Below are 26,132 nucleotides of genomic sequence, written 5' to 3' on the forward strand. Positions count from 1 at the left end.
CCTTTGATCAGTGCCTTGTATCCAGTGTTCCAGCGGATGTATAACAACTACCAGGGACGGAAGTCACCGTGCAACTCGAAGGAGACGCTCATGCTGCACAAGGTCCACGCGCCGGTTGGGGTTGCTACCGGCATCATCGGGATCGGGGTCCTCATCGCTGCTGTGGTGCTGCCGGATGGGCCCTCGAAGTACCTCGCCCTCGGCGCCTGGGTCGTCCTGAACGCCATCGCTCTGGTGGTCTTCGGACGCGCGCGTCGAGCGGTGACGAACACGGCGAAGTCGCGATGGATGCGCGACACCCACCTCGTGATCATCGGCGCGGCGGCATTGGTCGTCGCGATCGCGTTCGGGTCAGCGTTCAGTGGAGCTGTCAGCTCAGGGGCGATCTTCGTTCTCGCGGCGACTCTGACGAGCTGGATCTACCTTCCTCGGATCCGAGCACGTGAGGCGGCTGGTCGCCTCTAGCCGGAGACATCTCCGTCGAGCCAGGAAGCCTCGTCACCTCACACGGCCCTCTGTGTCACCACGTCCTGGCGGGGTAGACCGAGCCGAGCCGGTCAGACGCCGCGCATCGGGTCGAGCGGCCGCCGCGCCCGCGGGAGACCTGCCACGACGAGGTCCCATGCATTGGCGACGAGGTCCTCCACCAGGACCTCGTCGATGGCCGGCCCCGGCGACAGCGTGATCCAGTGGCGCTTGTCCATGTGCCACCCCGGCGTGACCTCGGCGAGGTCGCGCACCAGCGCAGCGCCGTGGGGCGGTGCGCACTTGAGGTTCACGATCGGGACGCCCCGCAGCTCGGTCGTCATCACGAACATCTTCCCGACGACCTTGACGACGATCGCGCCCTCGCCGAAGGGCTGCGTCTCCTCGGTTGCGGGCAGCGCCAGGGCCGTCCGCAGTGCGACCTCGTGCAGGGCTTGCCCGTCCATCACGCCAGCATGCCGCACGATCGGGACATCACCCCCACAGCAGCTGAGGAATCCATATGATCAGCGTGCCGCGTACCCGACGCGACATCGACCTCCCGGGGGAACCCATGCGCACCAACCGTGTCATCCGCACCATCGGCCTGTCCGCTGCCGCAGCCGTCCTGGCGACCACCGTGTCGCTCGGTGGAGCAGCGTCGGCCCAGGCCGCTCCGACCGTCTACAAGAACTGCACCGCGATCAACAAGGTCTACTCCGGCGGCATCGCGAAGAAGTCGGTGACCAGGAACAAGGTCACGACCGGCGGGAAGGTCACCTATCGGGCGCTCAAGGGCACCGTGAAGAAGGACGACGCCCTCTACAAGGCGAACGCGAAGTCCGACCGCGACGGCGACGGCATCGCCTGCGAGAAGAGCTGATCCCGGCGCCCCGGACCAGCCGGGGCAGCGTGCCGGTCAGAGCGCCGGCACGCCCTCGCCGCCGGACCGCGGTCGGGCGGTGCCGGCGACACCGGTGACGACCGACCCCGCGGGGACGTCCTTCGTGACGACCGTGCCCGCGCCGACGACCGAGTCGTCCCCGACCGTGATCGCGCCGATCAGGGACGACCCGGCGCCGAGCACCACGCGGTCCCCCACGGTCGGGTGCCGTTTGGCGCCCGGGCCGTGGGCACCGCCGCGTCCGCCGAGTGTCACGCCGTGGAACATCAGGACGTCGTGCCCGACGACGGCCGTCTCGCCGATGACGACGCCCATGCCGTGGTCGATGAAGAACCGCTCGCCGATGCGGGCACCGGGGTGGATCTCGATGCCGGTGAGCATGCGGGCCGTCTGCGCGACGATCCGGGCGGCGAACCGGGAGCCGGGCAGCCCCTGCGCCAGCCACAGCCGGTGCGACAGGCGGTACGCCCAGATCGCGTGCAACCCGGAGTAGACCACGGCGTTCTCGAGGTCCCCGCGCGCTGCCGGGTCACCTCGGCGTGCTGCGGCGAGGTCCTCTCGGATGGTCCACAGCACGCCTCGTCGAGCTCGGGTCACGCAGTGAGCCCCTCGAACAGCACGGTCGACAGGTAGCGCTCGCCGGTGTCGCAGACGATCGCGACGATGCGCTTGCCGGCGTTCTCGGGCCGCGCCGCGATGACGAGGGCGGCATGGATGATCGCACCGGAGGAGATGCCCGCGAGGATGCCCTCGTCGGTGGCCAGGGCACGGGCCACCCGCAGGGCGTCGTCGAGCTCGACGTCGAAGACCTCGTCGATGACGGAGCGGTCGAGCACCTCGGGGACGAAGTTCGCGCCGATGCCGGCGATCTTGTGCGGCCCGGCCTTGCCCTGCGTCAGGAGCGGCGAGTCCGCGGGTTCGACGGCGACGATCTGCACGCCGGGCACGCGTTCCTTGAGCACCTGGCCGACACCCGTGATGGTGCCGCCGGTCCCGACGCCCGCGATGAACACGTCCACGTGCTCCTCGGTGTCGCGGAGGATCTCCTCCGCCGTGGTCCGACGGTGGATTGCGGCGTTCGCGGCCGTCTCGAACTGGTGGGCCAGGATCGCGCCGGGCGTCTCGTCGACGATGGCCGCGGCCCGGGCAACGGCGCCCTGCATGCCCTCAGCGCCCGGGGTCAGGACGATCTCGGCGCCGTACGCGCGCATCACGGCCCGACGCTCGACGCTCATGGTCTCGGGCATCGTCACGATCACGTTGTACCCACGCGCAGCGCCGACCAGGGCGAGCGCGATGCCGGTGTTGCCCGACGAGCCCTCCACGATCGTGCCGCCCGGCTTGAGCTCGCCGGACTCCTCGGCAGCGTCGATGATCGCGACGCCGAGGCGGTCCTTCACGCTGGCGCCCGGGTTGTAGAACTCGAGCTTCGCGAGGACCTCAGCCCCGCCCTCGGCCGGCAGCCGGTTCAGCCGCACGAGCGGGGTGTTCCCGAAGGCCTGCGAGATGTTGTCGTAGATGGTGCCGCTCATCGGTTCCGTCCTCACGTCGGTCGCGTCCGCGACCCATCCTGGAGGCGCGGTGTGCGCCTGTGATCCTAGCCACCGGACCCGACGTGGCCGTGTCTGTGACGCGCCCCGACCGCGGGGCGCACCACGGGCCTCCCGTCCGTCGCTCGTACCCCGCGGTCGCCGCATCGAGGGAGCAGAAGACGTCGTGTGGGCCCGCGCGACCCGACGACTCCTGCTCCCTCGATGGAGGGGAGGACGGGCGCTGCGGGCTCAGCGCAAGAAGGCCGCGCGGGCGAAGCGGTCGTCGGTGGCCTCGAGCAGGCGGAGCACGTTGCCGCTCGCGAGCGCCCCGAGGTCCGCGGCACCCCACCCGCGGCGCTCGAGCTCGGCGGCGAGCACCGGGTACCGCGACACGTCGCGCAGGTCCGGCGGCAGCACCGGGGTGCCGTCGTAGTCCCCGCCGAGGCCGATGTGTGCGGCGCCGGCGACCTCCCGCGCGTGCTCGACGTGGTCCGCGACGTCTGACACCGTGACGAGCGGACCTTCCCCCTCGGAGCCGGCCTCCTCCCAGTCCGCCCAGGCACGCGAGACGAACTTCGGCACGAACGTCAGCATCACGACGCCGCCGTTGTCGGCCAGGCGGGCGAGCACGTCGTCGGGGACGTTCCGCGGGTGGTCGTCGATCGCGACGGTGGACGAGTGGCTGAAGAGGACCGGGCGGGTGGCGACGTCGAGGGTGTTGCGCATCGTCGCCGGGGCGGTGTGGGACAGGTCGACGAGCATGCCGATGCGCTCCATCTCCGCGACGACCTCCCGCCCGCGGTCCGTCAGGCCACCGTGCGCCCGGGCTCCCGTGGCCGAGTCGGCCCAGGGCGTGTCGTCGTTGTGCGTCAGGGTCATGTAGCGCACGCCGAGCCGTGCGAGGACGCGGAGCACGGCGAGGTCGTCGCCGATCGAGTGTCCGCCCTCGGCGCCGAGCAACGACGCGATGCGCCCGGAGTCGACGGCGGCGCGGACCTCGGCGGCGGTCCTGGCGAGGGCGAGGTCGTCCGGGTACCGCTCGACCATCCGGTGCACGAGGTCGACCTGCTGCAGGGTCGTCCGCACGGGGTCGGGGTCGTCCGCGGGCACGAAGACCGACCAGAACTGCCCGACCACACCGCCGGCGCGGAGCTTCGGCAGGTCGGTGTGCAGGGAGTCCTGCTCGGTGTCGATGCCGTCGAGCCCGGAGTCGTGCGACTCGCGGCGCTCCCACGGCAGGTCGTTGTGGCCGTCGATCACCGGGAAGGGAGAGGTCATGCCCCCGACGCTACCGGGCGGCACGGACGACGTCAGAACGAGCCGGTCACGGCCATCAGCCCGAGGCTCGACAGCGACACGACGACCCACAGCACGAGCCCGAGCACGAGCGGCCGGAACCCGGCGCGACGGAAGCCGGCGACGTCGGTGGACAGCCCGATCGCGCTGAGCGCCACGGTGATGAGGAACGCGGCGACCGCGGAGATCGCCGGGTGCACCGGCCCCGGGAGGACCCCGGTGGAGTTGACCGCCGCGGCGACGACGAAGCCGATGAGGAACCACGGGACCAGGCGGAACACCCGGCGTGGGGTCCAGCGGACGGCGGGTGTCGGCTCGGCGCCCGCCTCCGACGCGGCGACCGCGGCAGCGGCCTGCTCCCGACGACCGACGATCCACGCGAGCCCGAGCACGATCGGGATGATCATGAGCGTCCGGACGAGCTTCACGACGACCGCGAAGTTCGCGGCCTGCGTGCCGTAGGTGCTCGCGGCTGCCACCACCGACGAGGTGTCGTTCACGGCGGTGCCGGCGAACAGCCCGAACGCGTGCTGGCTCATCCCGAGGGCGTGCCCGACGACCGGGAAGACGATCACCGCGGCGACGTTGAACAGGAAGATCGTGGAGACGGCGTACGCGACCTCGACCGAGAGCGCCCCGATGACCGGCGTGACCGCGGCGATCGCGGACGCCCCGCAGATGCCCGTCCCGACCCCGATGAGCGTGCGCAGGTTGCCGACCACGCCGAGCGCCCGTCCGACCAGCCACGCGGCGACCAGGCAGATCACGAGTGTGCCGAGCATCACGGGCAGCGACTCGACGCCGACGCGCGCGACCTCGAGGAGCGACAGCTGCGCACCGAGCAGCACCACGGCGAGCTGGAGCACGAACTTGCTCGCGGTCGTGATGCCGGGCTTCACCGCGTCGGACGGTCGCCGCACGAGCCCGATCGCGGCGCCGAGCACCACCCCGCTCACCGGTGCGCCGACCACGGGCAGGAACCGACCGATCACGGTGGCGACCACGGCGATCCCGGTGGCGAGTGCGAGACCCGGGGCGAGCCTCCTGGCGGTCGTGATGGCGGACATGCCCCCATCCTGCCGCCTGCTCGGCCAGGATCGGACCATGACTGTCACGTTCCGCATCGAGACCGAGCTCGCTGCGTCGCCGGAGCGCGCCTTCGCGGTGTCGCTCGACATCGGCGCGCACGAGCGCTCGATGGCCGCCACCGGCGAGCGGGCCGTCGCCGGCACGACCACCGGATCCATCGGCCTCGGCGAGTCCGTCACGTGGCGTGCCCGCCACCTCGGCGTCGTCTGGCGGATGACGAGCCAGATCACGAGCCTGGAGGCTCCTCACCGGTTCGTCGACGAACAGGTCCGTGGTCCGTTCGCCCGGTTCCGGCACGAGCACCGGTTCGAGCCGTCGGCGCGCGGGACGCGGATGGTCGACACCGTCACGTTCCGCGCGCCGCTCGGCCCGCTCGGCCGGCTCGCCGAGGTCCTGGTGCTCCGGCGCCACCTGGTGCGGCTGATCGCGGAGCGGAACCGCTCGCTCGCCGCGGAGCTCAGCCCACGTAGCTGAAGGTGCGCACGTAGTCGATGTACAGGTGCCCCGCCGCGCCCCAGTTGCCCACCTGGAACATGTAGCGGTGCGCCGTCCTCGGCACGTTCTTCGTGACCGTCGACACCACCGCGCCGTCGACGAGGTAGCGCACGGACTTCCCCGGGATCCACTCGACCGAGTACGTGTGCCACGTGCGCCACGAGACGCCCGTCGAGACACTCGTCGCGCTGGACTCCTGCCCGGCGACCATCGAGTGCTGGTGGAGCATCGGGGTGGCCTCGAAGTTGCTCTCCGGGAAGTCGATCTCACCCTCGGACCACACGTTCGACGTCGGCCACAGGATGAAGGCCGCGCCGTTCGCCGTGCCGCCGGTGGCCTTCGCCCGGACCTCGAACTTGCCGCCCTTGTGGCCCCAGGCGCCGGTCGGTGTGCCGAAGGTGCCGGCAGCGCCCTTCGCCCCGCCGAGCTTGACGTCCATGACGCCGTTCGCGGCGCTGATCTGCGACCCGGACCAGTACATGCCGCCCGTCCCGTCGGGGTAGGGCTGCCACGAGTTGGCGTAGGTCCTGGCGAACGGTCCGTTGGCGGCGGCGTTCGTCCGGAAGCTCTCCGCGAAGGTCTGCTTGAACGTCGCGGAGGTTGCGGCGGTGGCCGTCGCGCCGGACCCGACCGGCACGGCGACGAGGGCCGCGGAGAGCACTGCGGCGGCCAGCACGGACCGCATGGTGGTGCGTTTCTGCATGAGCTGTCACTCCCTGATGTGACCACGAGACCCCTGTCCCGAGGGGTGTCCGAGCGGCCGCCTCTCAGCCGCTCGCGAGGATGTTACGTGGCACGATCGGCCGGCGGAACGGGGTTGACAGGGCTTCCGTGCCCCCAGTAGAGGGTGCTTGTACCACCACGGATCCCATGGCATGCACAGGTCATCCGGATCACGCCGACAGGTCCGGGTCACGCCGGGGTCCGGGGCGCTGGTCAGGGCACTGATCGGTCCTGGGTCGGGACCTGACCGGCACGGAGCATGGCCTGCTGCAGGAGTTCGACGTCGATCCCGACGTGCTTCCGCGCGATGACGCCGGCGTCCGCGGCGCGTCCGTCACACACGGCGTCGACGAGGGCCTCGTGGTCGTGGAGCGCCCGCTCCTCCATGACGGCCATCCCGTCGGAGGTGCCCCAGAGGTGCGCGGGAGCGGCGATGGAGATCTGGGCCTCGAGGCCGGCGAGCGCCGCGCGCAGGGCCTCGTTGCGGGCGGCCTCGATGATCGTGCGGTGCAGCACCGCGTCGGCCTGCTGCTTCTCGGCGCCGGACGCGGCGGCGCGGAAGGCCTCGAGGCACTGCCGGATGGCCGTGGCCTCAGTCGGCGTGACGCGCTCGGCGGCGGCGGTCGCGAGGGCCCCGTGGAGCAGCGCGATGGCGTCCGCGCTGTCCTGGATGCCGGCCCAGCGGGCGAGCAGCACGCGGCCGACGGCCTCGGACGAGGAGTCCGGCCACTGCGTCCGGACGAAGGTGCCACCGCCACGACCGCGTCGGGTCTCGAGCAGCCCGCGGTCGACCAGCCGGGCGATCGCGCCACGCACGGTGACCCGCGCGACGCCCAGCAGCGCGGCGAGCTCGCGCTCCGGCGGCAGCCCCGTGCCGGGCAGGTACTCCCCCACGGCGACGGCGGTGACCAGGCGGTCCTCGACCTCGTCGACGCGGGTCTCCGGCGCACGAACCGTCACGAGACCCCTCTCCGCCGCGTTGCCCTGTTACGACCACGTTAAACGAGGAGAAAAGGTCTTGCCTGGGACCTTTCGCCCGTCCATGCTGACCGTCATGTCCCGCGTCAGCGAATCCACGATGCCGTTCCAGGACGGCGAGACCTGGTACCGGATCACCACTCCGGACGAACCCCTCCTCGGTGTCCTGCCCCTCGTCGTGCTGCACGGCGGCCCCGGCATGGCCCACGACTACCTCCGCAACCTCGCCGCCCTGGCGGACGAGACCGGGCGCACCGTCGTGCACCACGACCAGTTCGGCTGCGGTCGCAGCTCCCACCGGCCGGACGCCCCGGTCGACTCCTGGCAGCCCCAGCTGTTCGTCGACGAGTACACCGCGCTCGTCGAGCACCTGGGCCTCGGGGAGCACCACGTGCTCGGGCAGTCCTGGGGCGGGATGCTCGGCGCCGAGATCGCGGTGCGCCAGCCCGAGGGGCTCCGGTCGCTCATGATCTGCAACTCCCCCGCCTCGATGCAGCTCTGGGTCGAGGGCGCCGCCGAGCTCCGCGCGCAGCTGCCCGCCGACGTGCAGGAGACCCTGACCCGGCACGAGGAGGCCGGCACCACGGACGCCGCGGAGTACGTCGCCGCGACGCAGGTGTTCTACGAGCGCCACGTCTGCCGCGTCGTCCCGAACCACCCGGACTTCGTCGACTCCGAGGCCCAGATGGAGGCCGAACCGACCGTCTACCACACCATGAACGGCCCGAACGAGTTCCACGTCATCGGCACCCTGCGCGACTGGACCGTCATCGACCGGCTCGACCGCGTCACCGTCCCGACGCTCGTCGTCGCCGGCGAGCACGACGAGGCGACCCCCGCCACGTGGGCCCCCTTCGTGGACCGGATCGCCGACGTCCGCCAGCACGTCTTCCCCGGCGCCAGCCACTGCAGCCACCTCGAACAGCCGGAGGAGTTCCGCCGCGTCGTCGCGGCCTTCATGGCCGCACACGACGACGCCGGCCGCGACGCCGCCTGACCCGGCCACCACCGGACGGGAGGCTCCCAGCAGCCCGCCACGCGCCTCCCGTCCGCCGCTCCACCGCACAGCCGCTCCACGCACCGCCCCCGCACCGTCCCTCAACCCGAAACGGAACCGTCATGTCGCAGCAGCACACCGAGCTCTCCGCGCAGCAACAGCTCGAGGCCTACGGCTACAAGCAGGAGCTGAAACGCTCCGTCTCCACCACCGACCTGCTCATCTACGGGCTCGTCTTCATGGTGCCGATCGCCCCGTGGGCGATCTTCGGCACCGTCTACAACGCCTCGTCCGGCATGGTGCCGCTCGTCTACGTCGTCGGACTCGTGGCGATGATCTTCACCGCCCTCGCGTACGCCCAGATGGCGAAGTCGATCCCGCTCGCCGGCAGCGTGTTCTCCTACGTCGGCCGCGGCATCCACCCCACCGCCGGGTTCTTCGCCGGGTGGGCGATCCTGCTCGACTACCTGCTCGTCCCGACGCTGCTCTACGTCTTCGCGGCGGAGAGCATGGTCGGCATCTTCCCCGGCACCCCGCGGTGGCTGTGGGCGCTCGTCTTCGTGGCGGTCAACACCGTGATCAACCTCGCCGGGGTGTCGTCGCTCAAACTCGCGAACCGCGTCTTCCTGCTCATCGAGCTCGTCTTCGTGGTCATCTTCGTCATCATCGCCGTGACCGCACTCACAGGCGGCACCGTCCCGGACGCGTCGTTCAGCACCGACCAGATCTGGGACCCGGCCAAGGTGTCGGCCCCCCTGATCGCGTCGGCGCTGTCGATCGCCGTGCTGAGCTTCCTCGGCTTCGACGGCATCTCGACCCTGTCCGAGGAGTCGACCGGACGCCGCGGCGGAGCAGGCACGGCGATGATCCTGGCGCTCCTCATCGTCGCGTTCCTGTTCGTGCTGCAGACCTGGCTCGCCAGCGCCCTCGCCGGGGGCCGTGAGGCCTTCTCGGACAGCGAGGCGGGCAACGCCTTCTTCACGATCGTCGAGCAGGCGTCGTCGAGCGGCTGGGCGACCGCGTTCTTCGCCGTGAACGTGCTCGCCGTGGGCATCGCGAACGCCATGGCCGCGCAGGCCGCCACCAGCCGCCTGCTCTTCTCGATGAGCCGCGACCGGCAGCTGCCCGCGTTCCTGCACACGCTCAACGGCCGGAAGGTCCCGCAGAACGCGATCATCGTCGTCTCGGTGCTCTCCGCGATCCTGGTGCTGTTCTTCGTCGGGCAGATCGACACGATCTCGTCCCTGGTCAACTTCGGCGCCCTGTTCGGCTTCATGCTCCTGCACGTGTCGGTGTTCGTGCACCACATCGTGAAGGGGAAGTCACGCAACTGGCTGCTGCACCTCGTCGTACCGCTCATCGGCTTCCTGATCATCGGCTACGTGCTGCTGAACGCCGCCGTCGAGGCCAAGGTCGGCGGCGTCATCTGGCTCGCCGTCGGCGCCCTCGTGTTCCTGTACTACCGCTTCACCGGCCGGTCCACCGAGGTCGGCGCCGAAGGAGAGATCCGATGACCCCCGACCACCTCCTGCCGAACACGCTCGGCCGCCCGGGCTTCGCCGCTGACCGGGAGCCCGTCCTGACGGTCCGGCCCGGCACCGGCGAGACGATCGGCTTCGAGACGACGGACGCCGTCTACGCCGAGCTCGACGACCACCACGACATGGCGCAGCTGCAGGCGCCGATCAACCCCGTCACCGGGCCGGTCTTCGTCGAGGGTGCTGAGCCCGGCGACACCCTCGCCGTGACCATCCACGCGATCGAGCTGACCACGCACGGCTGGTCGGTCTCGCTGCCGGGCTCGGGTGCACTGCAGCACGTGATGGGCGACCGCGTCTTCGCGCGCCGCTGCCCGATCGAGGACGGGATGGTGCAGGTGTCCGACCGGCACCGGTTCCCCGTCCGCCCGATGATCGGCTGCATCGGCACGGCCCCGGCCGAGGGCGAGAACTCGACGATCATGCCGGCCTTCCCCGAGGGCGGGAACATGGACGTCACCGAGGCCCGCCCCGGCTCCACCGTGTACCTGCCCGTCCGCGTGCCCGGGGCGCTGCTGTCCATCGGGGACATCCACGCGCTCATGGCCGAGGGCGAGTCGTCCTTCGTCGCCATCGAGGCCCAGGGCACCGCCGTCGTGTCCGTCGACCTCGTCAAGGGCGGCCCCACGCTGCGGGCGCCGCGCATCGAGACGTCGGAGGACTGGCTGTTCGTCGGCCTCGGCGAGCCGGTGCAGGAGAGCGTCCGCCGCGGGTACGAGGACGCCTTCGCGTTCCTCGTCGACGAGCACGGCTGGGACGCCGACGACGCCTACGCCGTCCTCAGCGCCGTCGGTGACTCCAAGCTCGGCGGCCCGACGGGCTCCGGCACGCCGGACCCGCTCCACCCGTTCGCCGCGGTCGGGGCGGTGACGCTGCACCGGGTCCCGAAGTCGGTGCTCTGAGCAGGTGACCGCCTGGAGGCCCGGTGCCGGTCCGTCGGACCGGTGCCGGGCCTCCAGACGGTCCGGTCCACGTCGGCACCACCGGAACGTGCACAGGCGTGTGCAGGAAGATGGGGCCATGGACCAGACCATCCGCTACGTGGCGATCGGCGACAGCTTCTCCGAGGGCATCGGCGACACCGGCCCCGTGCCCCTCCCCGGGTGGACGGGGCGCCTCGCGAGCGGACTCGCCGCCCAGACCGGCGCCGAGGTCCAGTACGCCAACCTCGCGGTCCGCGGGCGCCTGCTCGCGGGGGTCCTCGACGGGCAGCTCGACGCGGCACTGGCCCTCGACCCGGCGCCGACGCTCGTCACCTTCTGCGCCGGCGGGAACGACCTGCTCCGGCCACGGTTCGACCCCGCCGCGCTGGCCGCGCGACTCGGGCGGGAGATCGAGCGCGTCCTGTCCCGCGGCATCCGGTTCGCCCTGCTGAGCCCGGCCGACCCGAGCGCGCGGATGCCGCTCGGCAGCCTGATCAACCACCGCGGGGACGCCTGGGCCGACGCGCTGGGCAGCCTCGCGGAGCGCCTCGACCTGCCGTTCGTCGACGTGTCCCGCGACGCCCACCTCGGGCGTGCGGAGTTCTGGTCGGACGACCGCCTGCACATGAACGCGACCGGGCACCAGCGGGTCGCGGACCTGGCGCTGCACGCGGTCGCCGACGGCCCCGCACCCGTCGTCCCGACACCGCCCGGTGCCGCACGCACCCGGGTGTCCGAGGAGCTCCGGTACTACCGCCAGCACGTCCTGCCCTGGGTGGGACGACGGGTGACCCGGCGGTCCTCCGGCGACGGCCGCTCCGCGACGTTCCCCACGTGGACACCCGTGCCGCCGACCCGGTGACCCGACCCCCGGAACTGGGTGTCGGACGACGATGGGGGACCACGATGCTGTGCGTCCTGGCAGTCTCATGCGGGTTGCCGCAGCGATGACGCATCGCTCCCGTCCAGCCGGACGGGAGCGTCCCCTCCGCTGCTAGAAATCACGAATGACCAGGGGAATCAGGATCGACCACGTGGGCGTCACGGTGCCGTGCATCGACGCAGCCACGATGTTCTTCATGGCGGCGCTCGACGCCGTCGTCCTGTACGACATCAGGCTCCGCGACGACGCACCGAACGGCACGCCCGAAGCGCATCGGTACCTCGGCATGCCGTCGTCCATGGCGCAGGGGGCGATCCGCATGCTGGCGCTGCCCGAGGGTCCTGGGCTCGAGCTGTTCGAGTACCTGGGCCCGGACCAGCGCGACCCTGCGCACCCGTCCGACCTCGGCTGGCAGCACCTCGCCGTGTACGCGGACGACCTCGACGCGACCCTCGCGAAGGTCGAGGCCGCCGGTGGGCGACGCAACTCCGACCCGCGCGACCTGCGCGGTCCCGAGGCGGGCGCCGGCAACCGGTTCGTGTACACCCGCACCCCGTGGGGCTCGACCCTCGAGATCGTGAGCTACCCGACCCCGCAGCCGTACCTCGCGCACGCGCCGCGGGCCAAGTGGGCCCCGGTGTCGGAGACGGACACGATCGCCTTCGCGATCTGACACGACCTGATCCGACCCGCCGGTCCGGGCTGGTCCGGAGGGGGGTCGGTCTGGTCGCCGCGGCTCGTCAGGGAGCCGTGATCGTGACCGTCCGGGACGCCTCCGCGCCGTCGCCCATGTCCGACGTCACGGCGAGCGTCGCGTCACCCAGGGGGAGGTCGGCCGGCAGAGTGAACCGCCCACGGACGGTGTACCGCTCGCCGACCGCCCGGTCCACGGTCGCCAGCACGTACTCGTGCCCCGTGGACGCCGGAGTGACGGACACCGCGACGTCCTCGGCCGTCCGGTTCACGCCGCCCGTGTCCTCGCACGTCGCGGTCATCCAGTCGACGCTGAGCTCGACGGCACCACCGGGGTGCAGAGCCGAGTCCCCGAGCTCGATCTCCTTGACGGCACACGAGCCCGAGGCGCCCGACGAGACCACCCCGCAGCCCGACAACGCGAGGACGAGCACCAGAGCCGGGACGCCGATCGCCGGCGTCGCCGCCCGCCACCGTGCCCCTGCCCGCCGTCGGCGTGTGCTCGCCCGTGCGCCCGTCGTCCACCTCACAGTCGCAGTGAACCATCCTCAGACGCGGAGTGGGATCACGATCGGACGACGGTCAGCTCCGGCAGGGGACGGTCGGTGTCGGCCACGTGGGTGAGCTTCGCCGTGACCGGGGCGAACAGCTTCGACATCAGGACCTTGTCCGCGACCCGTCGGGCAGCCAGGCCGAGCCGTGTCTGCGGGTAGGCGAAGTGCACGATGCCCTTCGGGATGCCCTGGATCTGGTCGACCAACGGCCGGAGCCAGGAGTCGAAGGACCCGAACGCCCGGTCGAGGTCGGCCTGCGTGAGCGCGTCGTCCCCGCGGTCCACCGCCTGCAGCGACGCGGCGAGCACGTAGCCGCTCGTGAGCGCGAGCGACGCACCTCCCCCGCCCATCGGCGTGACGCACCAGGCAGCGTCCCCGATCACGCAGACGCGGCCACGCTGCCAGTGCGGCATCCGGATCTGGGTCAGTTCGTCGAGGTACACGTCGTCCGAGTCCGCGAAGCCGTCGAGCACGCGGTCGGTCTGCCACCCGGCGTCGGCGTACCGCTCCCGCAGCTTCGCGAGCACCGCCGCCCGGTCGAGACCGACCAGGTCGTCCACACCGGCGTGCGCCAGGATCGCCCGGGTCGTGCCGTACGGGTCGGGGCGCAGGTGCACCTGACGCCCGCCGACCGCGGTGTACCAGCGCCAGCGGTCGTCGTCGGACGGGATGCGCGGGATCGTCCCGAACACCATCGTGACGCCGAGGTCGCGTTCGTCCACGTCGCCGTCGTCCGCGAAGACCTTGTCGCGCGTCCGGGAGCGCACGCCCTCGGCGACCACCAGCAGGTCGGCGTGCAGGACACGGCCGGCACTGGTCGTGACCGTCACACGGTCCGGCACGACGCTCGCGGCGCCGTCCTCGACGTCCTCGACGTCCTCGATCGTCTCGCCGTAGACGAACTGCACACCGTCGGGGAGGTCGTCGAGGACCACCCGGGCGAAGTCCCCGCGGAGCACCTCGAGCTCGGCGGTGGCCCCGTCCGGACCGTCCGACGGCAGCTCGGTGGTGACACGACCGTCGCGGTCGACGAGCACCGTGCCCGTCTCCGTCGTGTTCACCGCCCGGATCGCGTCGACGAGGCCCATCCGGTCGAGCACCTCGCGGGCGACACCGCGGACGTCCACGTTCTGGCCGCCGTCGCGGAAGGCCGGGGCTCGTTCGACGACGGTGACGTCCCAGCCCGTGTGACGGAGCCACCAGGCGGCCGAGAGGCCTGCGATGCTGGCTCCGGAGATCAATGCGTGTCGTGCGGTCATGTGCTGCTCCTCTGTGCGGGACGGGACTCACGGTTCGCGTCACCCGTCATGCTTTACAGTAAAGACACTACACAGCAAAGGAACCTGGATGCCCGGACTCGATCCCCTGGCCGTCGACTGGGATGACGACCAGGTCACGGTGATGCACCGACTCCGCGACTGGGCGGTGACCTTCGACGAGCTGAACCGGCATCTGTCGACGTGGATGGACCTGCCCGTCTCGGACGCGAACGCGCTCGGGCAGATCGTCTGGGCGGAGCAGGGCGGCGATCCCCTGTCGCCGGCACGGCTCGCCCGGCTGATCGGCATGACCTCGGGAGCGACCTCGATCCTGATCGACCGGCTCGAGGCCGCCGGGCACGTCGCCCGTCACCGGGAGAGCACCGACCGACGCCGGGTCGCCCTCCGCCCCACGGACGCGGCACGAGCCGAGAGCGCCCGCTTCCTCGGCTTCGCCGGGTCCGAGATCGCGGAGACCGTGCAGGGCACCGACCCCGAGGAGACCCGTGTCGTGATCGCGTTCCTCGGGCGCATGACCGCCGCGGCCGTAGCCGCGAACGCCCGTCTCACGGCGCAGCCGCGGCCGTCGGCGGCGGACGCCGACCCGGGTCGGGCGACGACGTCAGGGACGGCGGCGCGGGGCGCTGCTCACGCGCCCGGCGCCCACGGCATGCCGACGACGTAGGTCGCGGTGCGCCTCCCGGTCAGGGCATGCGGGAAGGTGACACCGGTGGGACGGAAGCCGGCCGCCTCGTAGAGCCGCAGGGCCGGCAGGTTGTCGTCGAGGGCGTGCAGGACGACCGCGGGGTGCCCGGCGGCGCCCGCCGCCTCGACGGCGGCGACGAGGAGCGCGCGGCCGACCCCGCGGGCCTGCAGGTCGGGCCGGACGGCCAGGAGCGAGAGGTAGGCGGCGTCGGGCGGGTCCGTCGGGCGTCCCGTGCCGGGCGCGGTGACGAGCACGAACCCGTCCAGCAGTGCAGTCGGGTCCGCTGACGCCACCAGGCACGCCACCCGCGGGACCGCGAACTTCGCCTCGGCCCGGACCCGCACCGCGGAGTCCTCGGGCACGCCGTCCCGAGCTGCGACGGCCGCGGTCCAGACGTCGACGCAGGCGGGGTCCTCGTCCGGGGTGGCTGCACGCACGACCACGGACGACTCGATCACCCGGTCAGCCTACGGCCGCCCCGCTGCGCACCCGGAACCCCGCGCCGCGGTGCTCGTCGGGCAGCCGGTCACCGCGCCCGTGCAGCTTGTGGCGCAGCGAGCCCTCGACGTAGGCCTCCGGGTAGGCACCCCGGGCCCGCAGCTCGGGCACGACGAAGTCGATGACGTCCTCCCACGTGCCCGGCGTCACGGCGTAGGCGAGGTTGAAGCCGTCGACGTCGGTCTGTTCCTGGATCTCCTGCAGCTGCGTGGCGATCGTGGCCCCGCCGCCGACGGCCACCGGGCCGAGGCCACCGATCGCCGTGTGCCGGGCGAGGTCGCGGATGGTCCACGTCGCACCGTCGGAGCCCGTCGCCGCGGAGATGTTCGCCGCCGCGGACTGGATCGCGTTCGAGTCGACCTGGCCGAGGGGCTCGTCGAGGTCCCACTGCGACAGGTCGACGCCCATCCAGCCCGAGTTCAGCACGAGTGCGCCGAGCTCGGACGCGTACGACAGGTAGTCCTCGTACTTCGCCTGCGCGAGCTCGTCGGTGGCGTCCGTGATGACCGTCAGCAGCGTGTAGACCTTCGCCGCGTACCGGTCCCGCCCGGCGGCTTCGAGGGCGTCCCGGATCTTCGTCACCGTCGCGGTGAGCTGGCGCAGGGTCGGCGCACCGACGAAGACCGCCTCGGCGTTCTCGGCCGCGAACGCGATCCCCCGCGGTGAGGCCCCGGCCTGGTAGATCACCGGCGTGCGCTGGACCGACGGCTCGGACAGGTGGATCCCCGGCACGTCGAAGTGCTCACCGTGGTGCTCGATCGGGTGCACCTTCGACGGGTCGGTGAACACGCCGGACTCGCGGTCCTCGACGACGGCGTCGTCCTCCCACGAGCCCTCCCACAGCTTGTAGAGCACCTCGAGGTACTCGTCCGCCACGTCGTACCGGTCGTCGTGGCTCAGCTGGTCGGTCTGGCCCATGTTCCGCGCGGCGCTCGGCAGGTACCCGGTGACGACGTTCCAGCCGACGCGGCCCTTCGTCAGGTGGTCGAGCGTCGAGACCCGCCGCGCGAAGGGGTAGGGGTGCTCGTAGGCCGTCCCGGCGGTGATGCCGAACCCGAGGTGCTCGGTCACCGACGCCATCGCGGACACGAGCAGGATCGGGTCATTGACCGGCACCTGCGACCCGGTGCGGAGCGCGGCCTCGTTCGACCCGCCGTAGACGTCGTACGTGCCGAGCACGTCGGCGATGAAGATGCCGTCGAACGCCCCGCGCTCCAGCGTCCTCGCCAGGTCCGTCCAGTACGTCAGGTCGCGGTAGTCCCTGGACCGGTCGCGCGGGTGGCGCCACAGCCCGGAGGACTGGTGGGCGACGCAGTTCATGTCGAACGCGTTGAAGCGGATCTGCCGGGTGGGTTTCGTCGTGTCCGTCACGAGCGCGACGCTACGACCGCGCACCGCGTCCGGCGCCCAAGGTGACGAAGGATGACGGGAGGCTCGGCTCGCCTCCGCCGCGAATTCGTCGTGACGAATCCTCCTGACCAGGCATTTTCCGGTCGGAGGCTCGTCAGCGGGATGGCATGATCGTTCCGTCCCGAGACGCCGGAGTCTTGCAACCCCCACCTCGGAAGGCGCTCCCCCATGTCGTTCTGGGCCCTGTTCCTCATCGCGCTCGGCGTCTCCGCCGACGCCTTCGCCGTCGCGCTCGGCAAGGGCCTGCACATGCGGCGGTTCGACGTCCGGCACGCGGTCGTGATCGCCGTCGCGTTCGGTGTCTTCCAGGCGGGCATGCCGCTCGTCGGGTGGCTGCTCGGCACCACGTTCGCCAAGTCGATCGCCGGCGTGGACCACTGGGTGGCCTTCGGGCTGCTCACGCTCGTCGGCGGCAAGATGCTCTGGGAGGCCGTCCGCGGCGGTCAGGACGACGCGGAGGACACCGACCGCCTGCCCGTCCGCGAGCTCCTCGTGCTGTCCCTCGCCACGAGCATCGACGCCCTCGCGGTCGGGGTGACCCTGGCGTTCCTGCCGGTGTCCATCGGTTGGGCGGTGCTGCTCATCGGTGTCACGACCGCGGTGCTGTCCTTCGTCGGCGTGGTCGTCGGGCGTCGGGTCGGCGCGCGGTTCGGGCGTCCCGCGGAGGTCGTCGGCGGGGTGGTCCTCATCCTCATCGGCGTGCAGATCGTGCTGGAACACACCGGCGTGCTCGGTGCCCTCGGGGCGGTCGGGGCCGCCGGCTGACCGGCCGCGCCCCGCGGGTCCGGGGTCAGACGGTCTCGGCGATCAGCACCCGGACACGGTCCCGGATGTCGTCGCGGATCGGACGGACCGCGTCGAGGTCGAGCCCCGCCGGGTCGGTCAGCTCCCAGTCCTCGTAGCGCTTCCCGGGGAACACCGGGCAGGCGTCGCCGCACCCCATCGTCACCACGACGTCGGCGGCGGCGACCGCGTCGGTGCTGAGCAGCGCCGGCTGTTCGTGGCGGATGTCGATGCCCTCCTCGAGCATGGCCTGCACCACGACGGGGTTCAGCTGGTCGGCCGGCTCGGACCCGGCGCTCCGCACGGCGATCCGGTCGCCGGCGAGGTGCTGCAGGTACGCGGCGGCCATCTGGGAGCGTCCGGCGTTGTGGACGCAGACGAACAGGACGGTGGGGACGGGCTCGGTCGACACGACAGCATGATCGCACCGATCCGATGCGGCCGCCGGACGGGAGGCTCGTGGCGGGCCCGCCACGAGCCTCCCGTCCGCTGCTCACCGGGTGGGGAACCGGACCTCCGCCTCCGCGCCGCCGGTCGGTCGGTTCGTCAGCCGGACGGATCCGCCGCCCCGCTCCGCCGTCGCCCGGACCAGGGCCAGACCCAGACCGCTGCCGCCGAGCCCGGACCGCCGGGCGGGGTCGGCGCGGGTGAACCGGTCGAAGGCCCGCGGGAGGAACGCCTCCGCGATGCCGGGGCCGTCGTCGACGACCCGCAGCACCAGGTCGTGCGCGTCGTCCTGCAGGAGCGTGATCCGCACGACGACACCGGTGTCAGCCGCGGCGACCGCGTTGGCGACGAGGTTGTCGACGACCCGGGCGAACGCCGACGGTCCGACCGGGTACCGCTCCCCGAGTGCCGGGACCTCGACCTCGAAGTCGATGTCCGCGCCGGTGCCGGCGAGGGTGCGCATCCGGTCGACGGACCCCATCAGCTCCGTGACCAGGTCGGCGGCGGCCGTCTCCGGGGGTGGTCCCTGCTCGTCGAGCCGGCTGAGTTCGAGCATCGTGTTCGCCAGCGCGACGAGCCGTCCGGCGTCGACCTCCGCCGCGTCGAGTTCGCGTTCCAGGGCGTCGGCGTCCCCGGCTGCCCGGTGCGCGAGTTCGAGCCGCGCGGTGAGGGCAGCGAGGGGCGTCCGGAGTTCGTGGCTCGCGTCGGCGATCATCCGGTGCTCACGCTCGGTGTTCTCGCGCTGCCGGTCGATGAAGGCGTTCAGGGTGCGCGCGAGCTCGGCCACCTCGTCCTGCGACGACCCGATCGGCAGGTGACCGCCGACGGCCCCGGTGCTCAGCAGCTCGGCGGTGCGGCGCATCCGCGACACCGGCCGGAGTGCGAGCGTCGTCAGCAGCCAGGCCGTCCCCGCGAAGGCCGCGAGCGCCAACAGCGTGCCGATGACAAGCGACCGGTCGACGCTGGCGACCGTCTCCTCGCCGGCCCGACCGTCATGGGCCGCCCAGACCACGTACGTCCCGCGGTCGTTCGTCACCGGGGTGCCGATGACCGTCGCCGCTCGGCGGTCCGTGTGCAGCCGCAGGGTGACCGTGCGGTCGGGGATGCCCGGCGGCAGCACGAGCCGGAGGTCCTCGGGCAGGGAGTCGGCGACCCAGCGACCGCCCTCGGTCCGGATCGCGACCAGGACGTCCGCAGCGGGGATGTCCGGCGGCTCCTCCGGGTCCTGGTGCAGGTCGGCGACGAAGGCCGCGGCGTCCCCGGCGGCGAGCGACCGGTCCGCCTCGAGCGTCGCGTGCTCGATCTGCTCGTGCAGGACGAAGGCGACGCCGCTCAGGACGACGGCGCCGATCACGACGCTGCCGAGCGTGATCCGAGCCCGGATCGACAGCCACCGGAACGGCGTCACGGGGTGGCCTCGACGTCGAGCGCGTAGCCGACGCCCCGGACGGTGCGGATGACGAGGTCCGCTCCGGACGCCTGGAGCTTCTTGCGCACGTAGCTGACGTACTGGTCGACGATCGTCGGGTCGAAGTGCTCGGCACTGCCCCAGACCTCCTCGAGGACCTCGGCGCGTGACCGGGGCAGCGGCGAGCCCTGGATGAGGAAGCGCAGCAGGGAGAACTCCTTCACGCTGAGCGGCAGGTCACGACCGCGGACGGAGGCCCGGACCGCGACGACGTCGAGCCGCACGACGCCGGCCTGCACGATCGTGGCCGACCCGGCAGCACGCCGCCGGAGCTGCGCCCGGATCCGCGCGTTCAGCTCCGCGATGGCGAAGGGCTTCGTCAGGTAGTCGTCCGCGCCGGAGTCGAGACGGAACACGCGGTCGTCGACGGCGTCCCTCGCGGTCACGAGGATCACGGGCAGGTCCTGTCCCGCCTCGCGGAGCCGCCGACAGACCTCGAAGCCGGTCATGTCCGGCAGCATGACGTCGATCGCGGCGGCGTCGAAGGACCCCGTCCCGCCGTGCCGGAGCGCCGCGGCGCCGTCGGACACGAGCGTCACCGTGTGGCCCTCGATCGTCAGGCCACGCTCGACCAGGGCGCCCATCGCCGGGTCGTCCTCGACCACCAGGATCGCCGCCACGGTCAGACCCCGCCGCCGGCCCCCGACGGACGCCGCCCGCCGCACTCGGGTGCAACGCGGGACGCTTCGGGTCGGGGCATCCGCTCAGCCAACCAGCATCGCGCCCCGGCGTTCGTGTGAACCTTCGAACGATGCCACCCCGGCCGACCGTGTCCGGCGGGGTTACCGTCTGCCCCATGACCGTTCCCTCCACCCGGGCCGCCGTGCGCGACGTCAGCGCCGCCGCCGGACCTCGCCGCCTCTTCGCGGCCCTCGTGGGGCTCACCGTCCTGTTCGTCTTCCTGCAGTCGCTCACCGCCGGGGAGTTCATCTCCGACGGGCTGTCGCAGGGGGCGAAGGAGGTCTGGACGGACGCGCACGGACTCATCGCCTACCCGGTGATGGTGTTCGCACTCGCCGCCGCGGTCGTCGGTGCCCTCCGCCTGCGTGCGGCCCGGGGTGCCGTCGTCGGTGCGGCGGTGCTGTTCGTCCTCGCCGTGGTCCAGTGGCTGCTCGGCCACTGCATCACCACGCTCGGCTGGGACTGGGTCACCCCGTGGCACGTCGTGCTCGCGTTCGTCGTCTACGGACTCTCGATCTGGCTCTCGGTGCGCTCGGCAGCGCTCCGACGAGGCCGCTAGAACCCGCGGTGCCCGAGCGCGTTCCCCCCTCTCGCTCGGGCACCGTGTGGTCCGCACCCGCTCTGACCTAGCAGGACGGTGTGCGCGAGCCGGTGGGGCGGCGGACCCGACCCCGCTCCACCGGCACAGCACGGAAGCCGTCCGCCCCGGAAGCGGGACGAGCACTGCCCGTCGGGCCGAGGACCGCCGTGCACGCACACCGCTTCCGTGACGCCCGGTGACACGCGCCGCGACGGGCGCTCGACCGCGTGCCTAGGCTCCCGTTCATCGGCGGCCCGCGCCGATCCCGAACCCAGGAGGACCGGCATGCCAGGACCGTCCATCGCCGACCAGGTCGACACCTTCAACGACGGCTTCACCGCACAGATCGGTCCCGACCTGTCCGCGGTGTTCGACGCCGAGCAGTCCGCGCTCCGGTCGGCGGGCGTGCCGGCGAGCGTCGTCGGCGTGGGCGACCAGGTCCCCGACGCCGACCTCCTGACGCCGACCGGCGCGGCCACCACCCTCGTCGGTGAACTGGGCGGCGCTCCGGCCGTCGTGGTCTTCTACCGGGGCGCCTGGTGCCCGTACTGCAACCTCACGCTCCGCACGTACCAGCAGGAGCTGCTCCCCGAGCTGCAGGAGCGCGGGACGCGACTCATCGCCGTCTCGCCGCAGACGCCCGAGGGCTCGGAACAGGCCGTCGCGAACGGAGCGCTCGAGTTCCCCGTGCTGTCCGACCCCGAGAACGCCCTGGCGGGACGCCTCGGGATCGTGACCGCGCCGAGCGCCGAGGCACGAGCGGCGCACACCGAACTCGGCTTCGACGTCGCGGACAGCAACGCGGACCACACGGCGCAGATCCCGTTCCCCTCGGTCGTCGTGGTCGACGCCGCTGGGGTCGTGCGGTTCGTCGACGTCAAGGTCGACTACACCGAACGCACCGAGGTGGCGACGGTCCTGGCCGCGGTCGACCGGGCCGCGCTCAGCTGACCGGGAAGCGCTCGGCGCCCGCCTGCGCCGACGTCACCAGGTCGTCACCGGCGAGGGCCTGGTCCGTCCCGAGCACGGCGACCCAGCGGTCGGTCGTCGCGACGGAGGCGAAGTTGGACTGCAGCACCGCCATCAGCGTGCGGTGGACGGTCTCCGCGTCGGCCTGACCCGCGGCGTTCGCGATGCTGATCGCACCCGTGGCGTCGGAGAGCACCTCGACCGCGATGGCGTGCGTCTCTGCCTCGGCCGCGCTCGCGATGATGCAGTTGTTCGTCATGTAGCCGACCAGCGTGATCGTGTCGACGTCCTGCTCGCGCAGCCACGCGAGCAGGTCGGTGCCGGCGAACACCGATCCGAACTGCTTCGTGATCCGCTTCCAGTCGTCCTGCCGGCGGGACTGCACCTCGGGGTGCAGCGCGTACTCGGGGGTCGTGGGGTTGAACACCGGCGCGCTGGCGCCGCCGGAGTGCTGCACGACGACGACGGGGACGCCGGCCTCGGTCGCGGCGTCGATGGCAGCCGTGATCCGGGGCAGGGACTCGGTGTGGGCGGGGTACTGGATCTCCAGGGGGCCGGAGAAGTACTGCTGCTGGACGTCGACGAGGACGAGGGCACGGTTCGGGGTGGTCATGCCACCAGCCTGCACCCCGGACGGGAGGCGCGTGGCGGCGCCGCCATGAGCCTCCTGTCCGGCACCGGGTCGCGTCAACGGGCCGCGCTCGCCTCGCGGACGGCGGCTTCCGCCGCCACCCAGGCGAGCATCCCGCACTTCACGCGCATGACGAACTTCGAGACGCCGTGGAAGGCGACGAGGTCCTCGAGGACGTCCTCGTCGGGCTCGCCGACACCGCGGGACCGCATCATCGTGCGGAACGCCTCGGTCAGCGTGAGCAGCTCGGGCACCGTCCGGCCGACGGCCATGTCGGTGAGCACGGACGCCGAGGCCATCGAGATCGAGCAGCCGTCGCCCTGCCAGGCGAGCCCGACGACGCGGTCGGTGCCGGGGTCGAGGCGGACGCTGACCGTGATCTCGTCGCCGCAGGTCGGGTTCCGCTCGAAGTGCGACGCATCGGCGCCGGGCAGGTCGCCGTCGCCGTGCCGGGCCTTGGCGTGGTCGAGGATGACCTGCTGGTACAGGCTGTCGAGGCTGTTCACGCGGTGGCTCCGAAGTAGGCGCGGATCTCGCTGACCGCCTGCACGAAGCGGTCGACGTCCTGGTCGGTCGTGTAGACGTAGGTGCTCGCCCGGCTGGTCGCGGTCAGACCGAGCCGGCGGTGCAGCGGCTGGGCGCAGTGGTGACCGGAGCGGACGGCGATGCCCTGCGCGTCGAGGTACTGCGCCACGTCGTGCGCGTGCACCCCGTCGACGTCGAACGACACCAGGCCGGAACGCGGCACCCCGGCGGCGGGACCGACGACGTGGATGCCGGGCACGCCGGCCAGGCCCGTGAGCATGCGCTCGGCGAGGTGTTCCTCGTGCACGCGGACCCGCTCCATCCCGATGCCCTGCAGGTAGCGGACGGCCTCGGCGAGCGCCACGGCCTGGGACACGGGCTGCGTGCCGGCCTCGAAGCGCTCCGGCGCCGGCATGAACTCGGTGTGCTCCATCGTGACCGTGGTGATCATCGAGCCGCCGGTGCGGAACGGGGGCAGGGCGTCGAGGAGCTCCTGGCGTCCCCAGAGCACGCCGATGCCGTTCGGCCCGAGCATCTTGTGCCCGGAGAACGCAGCGAAGTCCACGCCGAGCTGCTGCACGTCGACGGGTCGGTGCGGTGCCGACTGGCAGGCGTCGAGGACGACGAGGGCACCGTGGGCGTGTGCGGCTGCCACGATCTCGGCGACGGGCGCGATCATGCCGGTGACGTTCGACACGTGGGCGAACGCGACGACGGCGGTCCGGTCGGAGATCAGCGCCAGGGCGTCGGCGGCGCTCCAGCAGCCGTCGTCGTCGACGGGCACGAAGCGGAGGGTCGCACCGGTGGCGGCGGCGAGCTCCTGCCACGGCACGAGGTTCGCGTGGTGCTCGGCCTCGGTGACCAGCACCTCGTCGCCGGCACCGAGGCGGAAGCGCTCGGCGGCGGCTCCCCCGCGCCCGCGGCTGGCGTTCGCGATGCCGTACGACACCAGGTTGAGCGCGTCCGTGGCGTTCGCGGTCCAGACGACCTCGCTCGGGCTCGACGCGTTGACGAAGCCGGCGACGGTGGCGCGGGCGTCCTCGTACGCGTCGGTGCTCAGCGCGGCGAGGGTGTGCGCTCCCCGGTGCACGGCGGCGTTGTCGTGCTCGAGGAAGCGGCGCTCGGCGTCGAGCACCTGCCGCGGGCGTTCGGCCGTGGCGCCGGAGTCGAGGTACGCGAGCGGGTGGCCGTTCACCTCCTGCTGCAGGATCGGGAAGTCGGCCTTGATCCGCTCGACCTCGTCGGTGGTGAGCTGTCTCTCTGGTGCCTCGATCGTCACGGCGCTGGTTCCTCCTGCTGTCGTCGGGGACAACCGACCCATCGTCCCCGTTGTTCCAGCAGGAGTCCAGTCGGACGCACGGCAGCGCCTGCTCGGGGTCCAGGACGCAGGACGGCCCCGGTCCGCGCCTGCGGTCCGGGGCCGTCGGTCACGACGAGTGGTGTCACTCGTTCCCGAGGTGCTTGTCCGCGGTGTCGCGTGCGCCCTCGATCTTGTCGTCGTACTTGCCGCCGGTGGCCTTCTTCACGGCGTCGGCGACGCCGTCGAGCACCTTGTCGCTGACGCCCTCGGCCTTCTCGCTCTTCAGGGCGTCCTGGACCTTGCCGTCCTTGAGGAACGCCTGGGCCTTCTTGGTGATGTCGTCGAACCCCGCCATGTCGGTGCCTCTCGTGTCAGGCGGGCCCGAGCGCCCGCCGCGTGCAGCCGATGGTAGGCCAGCGCTCCGGATCGTGTACCGGCCCCTCGGACGGCGAGCGGGACGGGACCGGGTCGCGGCCGTCAGACCATCTGGGCGCTGCGCCGGCGGGCCAGGACGTAGCTGACCGCGACCGACCCGCTGACCGCGAGCAGCGACGGGATGAGGATGTCCGTGCCCTGCTGGGTGAACTCGACGACGAGCACGAGCGCGGTGAAGGGCGCCCGCATCGTGGTCGCCAGGAACGCCGCCGCCCCGATGAACGCGAACGACACCAGGCTCGGGCCGTCCGCGGGCCACATCATCGCCCACGCCCCGCCGAGGAACCCACCGAACGCGGCACCGATGGCGATCGACGGCGTCAGGGTGCCACCGACCGCGCCGGCACCGATCGTCGCCGCCGTGGTGATGGTCCGGACGATGCCGAGGACGAGCAGCAGCACGATGGGGACCATGCCGATGACGGTGCCGTCGTCGAGTGCGGTGTTCATCGCCGTGACCGCGAGGGCCCGGCCGTTGCCGAGGACCTCGGGGAAGGGCACGGCGATCAGCCCGACCATCGCGAACACGAGCGGCAGCAGCACGAGCAGGTGCCAGCCCTTCGGCGCGATGCCCTGCAGCCGGTTCGTCAGCTTCACGAACCCCACCCCCGCGAACCCGAGCACGGGACCGACCACCACCGCCCAGACGAGCAGCGACGGCGAGAGGTGCGTGGCGGGCACGTGGTAGAGCACCTCGTCCGGGATCACCAGGCGTGCCACCCCGGCCGCGACGGCGCTCGTGACGAAGGCCGGCAGGGCGGTGGCGAAGGTGAGCTCCCCGAGCAGGACCTCGACGGCGAACAGCGCGCCCCCGAGCGGGACGTCGTAGACCGCGGCCAGGCCGGCGGCGGCACCGCAGGCGACGAGGATCTTCGTCTCGCGCGCGGACACCCCGGCGCGGGCCGTCACGAGCTGGGCGAGCCAGGCGCCGACCTCACGCGGCGCCACCTCTTTCCCGATCGAGGCACCGAGCCCGACGGCGAGGATCTGGACGCCGGCGTTCGCCAGCGTCGCGAGCGCGGGCATCCGCTTGCCGCCCACCGCCGCTGGCACCGACACGATCGGGCGCCCCCACCGGCGGAGCGCCCACCAGGCGAACGCCGTGAGCAGGCCGGCCGCGGTGATCGCGACGAACCGGGTCAGCGGCGAGGGGGCGTCGGCGGCCTCGAGGTGCCCACCGAAGGCGTACCCGAAGGCGACGAACTGGATCAGCTGCAGGGCGAGCCACACGGCGATCCCGGCGACCCCGCCGCCGAGGCCGACGAGTGCGGTGACGACCCCGAGCTTGAGTGCCCAGCCGGACGTCGTGCGAGCGGTGTTCGGCATGGCAACGACCCTATCGGCCGCCACGAACGCCCCCGGGTCGGCGG

31 protein-coding genes are annotated in these 26,132 nt (G+C 72.2%); 12 read left to right on the forward strand and 19 right to left on the reverse strand.

All coding sequences use genetic code 11. The features are described from left to right. Positions 1-90 precede the first annotated feature (90 nt). Entirely contained in the window at positions 91-465 is a 375-nt protein-coding gene (locus tag ITJ68_RS15270; RefSeq protein WP_194662401.1) for a hypothetical protein, read from the forward strand. Between the two features lie 92 nt (positions 466-557). On the opposite strand, the gene ITJ68_RS15275 is transcribed toward ITJ68_RS15270, so the two are convergent. Then, on the reverse strand, positions 558-932 hold the full coding sequence (locus tag ITJ68_RS15275; RefSeq protein WP_194662402.1) for an MmcQ/YjbR family DNA-binding protein: 375 nt from the start codon (positions 930-932) through the stop codon (positions 558-560). Positions 933-1,039: 107 nt separating this feature from the next. Between ITJ68_RS15275 and ITJ68_RS15280 the strand changes: the two genes are divergently transcribed. After that, positions 1,040-1,348 (forward strand): excalibur calcium-binding domain-containing protein, encoded by a 309-nt coding sequence (locus ITJ68_RS15280; RefSeq protein WP_194662403.1) that lies wholly within the window; start codon positions 1,040-1,042, stop codon positions 1,346-1,348. A gap of 36 nt (positions 1,349-1,384) precedes the next feature. Here the strand turns inward: ITJ68_RS15280 and epsC are convergent, their stop codons facing one another. From epsC to ITJ68_RS15300, 4 genes are all read right to left on the reverse strand, one after another. Continuing rightward, positions 1,385-1,966 (reverse strand): serine O-acetyltransferase EpsC, encoded by a 582-nt coding sequence (gene epsC, locus ITJ68_RS15285; RefSeq protein ID WP_323743340.1) that lies wholly within the window; start codon positions 1,964-1,966, stop codon positions 1,385-1,387. Then, a complete protein-coding gene (gene cysK, locus ITJ68_RS15290; RefSeq protein WP_194662404.1) occupies positions 1,963-2,901 on the reverse strand; it encodes a cysteine synthase A in 939 nt (312 codons plus the stop codon). The genes epsC and cysK overlap by 4 nt, the downstream gene beginning before the upstream one ends. Positions 2,902-3,150: 249 nt before the next feature. Beyond that, the gene (locus ITJ68_RS15295) at positions 3,151-4,179 is read right to left on the reverse strand and encodes a dipeptidase (protein WP_194662405.1); all 1,029 of its coding nucleotides are present in this window, start codon (positions 4,177-4,179) and stop codon (positions 3,151-3,153) included. Positions 4,180-4,211: 32 nt separating this feature from the next. Next, complete coding sequence (locus ITJ68_RS15300) at positions 4,212-5,264, reverse strand: YeiH family protein (protein ID WP_228505653.1); 1,053 nt, start codon at positions 5,262-5,264, stop codon at positions 4,212-4,214. A 37-nt stretch (positions 5,265-5,301) separates the two neighbouring features. Here ITJ68_RS15300 and ITJ68_RS15305 point away from each other — a divergent pair, with 37 nt between their 5' ends. Next, complete coding sequence (locus ITJ68_RS15305) at positions 5,302-5,760, forward strand: SRPBCC family protein (RefSeq protein WP_194662408.1); 459 nt, start codon at positions 5,302-5,304, stop codon at positions 5,758-5,760. Here ITJ68_RS15305 and ITJ68_RS15310 read toward each other — a convergent pair. Then, positions 5,744-6,484 (reverse strand): glycoside hydrolase family 16 protein, encoded by a 741-nt coding sequence (locus ITJ68_RS15310; RefSeq protein ID WP_194662409.1) that lies wholly within the window; start codon positions 6,482-6,484, stop codon positions 5,744-5,746. The genes ITJ68_RS15305 and ITJ68_RS15310 overlap by 17 nt on opposite strands. Before the next feature lie 233 nt (positions 6,485-6,717). Next, positions 6,718-7,464, reverse strand: a complete 747-nt coding sequence (locus ITJ68_RS19635) for a FadR/GntR family transcriptional regulator (RefSeq protein ID WP_194662410.1) — start codon at positions 7,462-7,464, stop codon at positions 6,718-6,720. Between the two features lie 94 nt (positions 7,465-7,558). Here ITJ68_RS19635 and ITJ68_RS15320 point away from each other — a divergent pair, with 94 nt between their 5' ends. The 5 genes from ITJ68_RS15320 (at position 7,559) to ITJ68_RS15340 (ending at position 12,496) form a co-directional block, all read left to right on the forward strand. Further along, positions 7,559-8,479: a proline iminopeptidase-family hydrolase gene (locus tag ITJ68_RS15320; RefSeq protein ID WP_228505654.1), complete on the forward strand. Its 921-nt coding sequence runs from the start codon at positions 7,559-7,561 to the stop codon at positions 8,477-8,479. Between the two features lie 122 nt (positions 8,480-8,601). Beyond that, on the forward strand, positions 8,602-9,993 hold the full coding sequence (locus ITJ68_RS15325) for an APC family permease (RefSeq protein ID WP_194662412.1): 1,392 nt from the start codon (positions 8,602-8,604) through the stop codon (positions 9,991-9,993). Further along, entirely contained in the window at positions 9,990-10,919 is a 930-nt protein-coding gene (locus ITJ68_RS15330) for an acetamidase/formamidase family protein (protein WP_194662413.1), read from the forward strand. The genes ITJ68_RS15325 and ITJ68_RS15330 overlap by 4 nt, the downstream gene beginning before the upstream one ends. Before the next feature lie 118 nt (positions 10,920-11,037). Next, positions 11,038-11,802: an SGNH/GDSL hydrolase family protein gene (locus tag ITJ68_RS15335; RefSeq protein ID WP_194662414.1), complete on the forward strand. Its 765-nt coding sequence runs from the start codon at positions 11,038-11,040 to the stop codon at positions 11,800-11,802. Positions 11,803-11,947: 145 nt separating this feature from the next. After that, positions 11,948-12,496: a VOC family protein gene (locus ITJ68_RS15340; protein ID WP_194662415.1), complete on the forward strand. Its 549-nt coding sequence runs from the start codon at positions 11,948-11,950 to the stop codon at positions 12,494-12,496. 67 nt (positions 12,497-12,563) lie between these two features. Here ITJ68_RS15340 and ITJ68_RS15345 read toward each other — a convergent pair whose 3' ends face one another. Beyond that, on the reverse strand, positions 12,564-13,046 hold the full coding sequence (locus ITJ68_RS15345; RefSeq protein ID WP_194662417.1) for a hypothetical protein: 483 nt from the start codon (positions 13,044-13,046) through the stop codon (positions 12,564-12,566). Between the two features lie 35 nt (positions 13,047-13,081). After that, positions 13,082-14,329: an FAD-dependent monooxygenase gene (locus tag ITJ68_RS15350; protein WP_194662419.1), complete on the reverse strand. Its 1,248-nt coding sequence runs from the start codon at positions 14,327-14,329 to the stop codon at positions 13,082-13,084. Positions 14,330-14,417: 88 nt separating this feature from the next. On the opposite strand from ITJ68_RS15350, the gene ITJ68_RS15355 reads away from it, so the two are divergent. Next, the gene (locus ITJ68_RS15355) at positions 14,418-15,014 is read left to right on the forward strand and encodes a MarR family winged helix-turn-helix transcriptional regulator (protein WP_194662421.1); all 597 of its coding nucleotides are present in this window, start codon (positions 14,418-14,420) and stop codon (positions 15,012-15,014) included. Here ITJ68_RS15355 and ITJ68_RS15360 read toward each other — a convergent pair. Both ITJ68_RS15360 and ITJ68_RS15365 read right to left on the reverse strand, forming a co-directional pair. Further along, positions 14,978-15,493, reverse strand: coding sequence for a GNAT family N-acetyltransferase (locus ITJ68_RS15360; RefSeq protein WP_194662423.1), 516 nt, complete (start codon positions 15,491-15,493; stop codon positions 14,978-14,980). The genes ITJ68_RS15355 and ITJ68_RS15360 overlap by 37 nt on opposite strands. Before the next feature lie 4 nt (positions 15,494-15,497). Beyond that, complete coding sequence (locus ITJ68_RS15365) at positions 15,498-16,904, reverse strand: LLM class flavin-dependent oxidoreductase (protein ID WP_323743341.1); 1,407 nt, start codon at positions 16,902-16,904, stop codon at positions 15,498-15,500. A 207-nt stretch (positions 16,905-17,111) separates the two neighbouring features. Here ITJ68_RS15365 and ITJ68_RS15370 point away from each other — a divergent pair, with 207 nt between their 5' ends. Then, a complete protein-coding gene (locus ITJ68_RS15370) occupies positions 17,112-17,708 on the forward strand; it encodes a manganese efflux pump MntP family protein (RefSeq protein WP_194662425.1) in 597 nt (198 codons plus the stop codon). 25 nt (positions 17,709-17,733) lie between these two features. Here ITJ68_RS15370 and ITJ68_RS15375 read toward each other — a convergent pair whose 3' ends face one another. From ITJ68_RS15375 to ITJ68_RS15385, 3 genes are all read right to left on the reverse strand, one after another. Next, the gene (locus ITJ68_RS15375) at positions 17,734-18,138 is read right to left on the reverse strand and encodes an arsenate reductase ArsC (RefSeq protein WP_194662427.1); all 405 of its coding nucleotides are present in this window, start codon (positions 18,136-18,138) and stop codon (positions 17,734-17,736) included. Positions 18,139-18,219: 81 nt separating this feature from the next. Then, positions 18,220-19,581: a sensor histidine kinase gene (locus ITJ68_RS19640; protein ID WP_194662428.1), complete on the reverse strand. Its 1,362-nt coding sequence runs from the start codon at positions 19,579-19,581 to the stop codon at positions 18,220-18,222. Further along, complete coding sequence (locus ITJ68_RS15385; RefSeq protein WP_194662430.1) at positions 19,578-20,261, reverse strand: response regulator transcription factor; 684 nt, start codon at positions 20,259-20,261, stop codon at positions 19,578-19,580. Before ITJ68_RS15385 ends, ITJ68_RS19640 begins: the two co-directional genes overlap by 4 nt. A 176-nt stretch (positions 20,262-20,437) precedes the next feature. On the opposite strand from ITJ68_RS15385, the gene ITJ68_RS15390 reads away from it, so the two are divergent. Both ITJ68_RS15390 and ITJ68_RS15395 read left to right on the forward strand, forming a co-directional pair. Further along, a complete protein-coding gene (locus ITJ68_RS15390; protein ID WP_194662433.1) occupies positions 20,438-20,881 on the forward strand; it encodes a hypothetical protein in 444 nt (147 codons plus the stop codon). 306 nt (positions 20,882-21,187) lie between these two features. Continuing rightward, on the forward strand, positions 21,188-21,853 hold the full coding sequence (locus ITJ68_RS15395; protein WP_194662435.1) for a peroxiredoxin-like family protein: 666 nt from the start codon (positions 21,188-21,190) through the stop codon (positions 21,851-21,853). On the opposite strand, the gene ITJ68_RS15400 is transcribed toward ITJ68_RS15395, so the two are convergent. The 5 genes from ITJ68_RS15400 to ITJ68_RS15420 form a co-directional block, all read right to left on the reverse strand. Further along, positions 21,846-22,484 carry an isochorismatase family protein gene (locus ITJ68_RS15400; RefSeq protein ID WP_194662437.1) on the reverse strand — a complete coding sequence of 213 codons (639 nt, stop codon included), beginning with the start codon at positions 22,482-22,484 and terminating at the stop codon, positions 21,846-21,848. The genes ITJ68_RS15395 and ITJ68_RS15400 overlap by 8 nt on opposite strands. A gap of 74 nt (positions 22,485-22,558) precedes the next feature. Then, a complete protein-coding gene (sufU, locus tag ITJ68_RS15405) occupies positions 22,559-23,008 on the reverse strand; it encodes a Fe-S cluster assembly sulfur transfer protein SufU (protein ID WP_194662439.1) in 450 nt (149 codons plus the stop codon). Next, complete coding sequence (locus tag ITJ68_RS15410; RefSeq protein ID WP_194662442.1) at positions 23,005-24,348, reverse strand: SufS family cysteine desulfurase; 1,344 nt, start codon at positions 24,346-24,348, stop codon at positions 23,005-23,007. The genes sufU and ITJ68_RS15410 overlap by 4 nt, the downstream gene beginning before the upstream one ends. Positions 24,349-24,469: 121 nt before the next feature. Continuing rightward, a complete protein-coding gene (locus ITJ68_RS15415; RefSeq protein ID WP_071269705.1) occupies positions 24,470-24,682 on the reverse strand; it encodes an Rv0909 family putative TA system antitoxin in 213 nt (70 codons plus the stop codon). Positions 24,683-24,804: 122 nt separating this feature from the next. Beyond that, complete coding sequence (locus ITJ68_RS15420; protein ID WP_194662444.1) at positions 24,805-26,088, reverse strand: chloride channel protein; 1,284 nt, start codon at positions 26,086-26,088, stop codon at positions 24,805-24,807. Between the last annotated feature and the right edge of the window lie 44 nt (positions 26,089-26,132).

Origin of the sequence: Curtobacterium sp. VKM Ac-1395 (genome assembly GCF_015350975.1) — a bacterium.
Taxonomy (GTDB): Bacteria; Actinomycetota; Actinomycetes; order Actinomycetales; family Microbacteriaceae; genus Curtobacterium.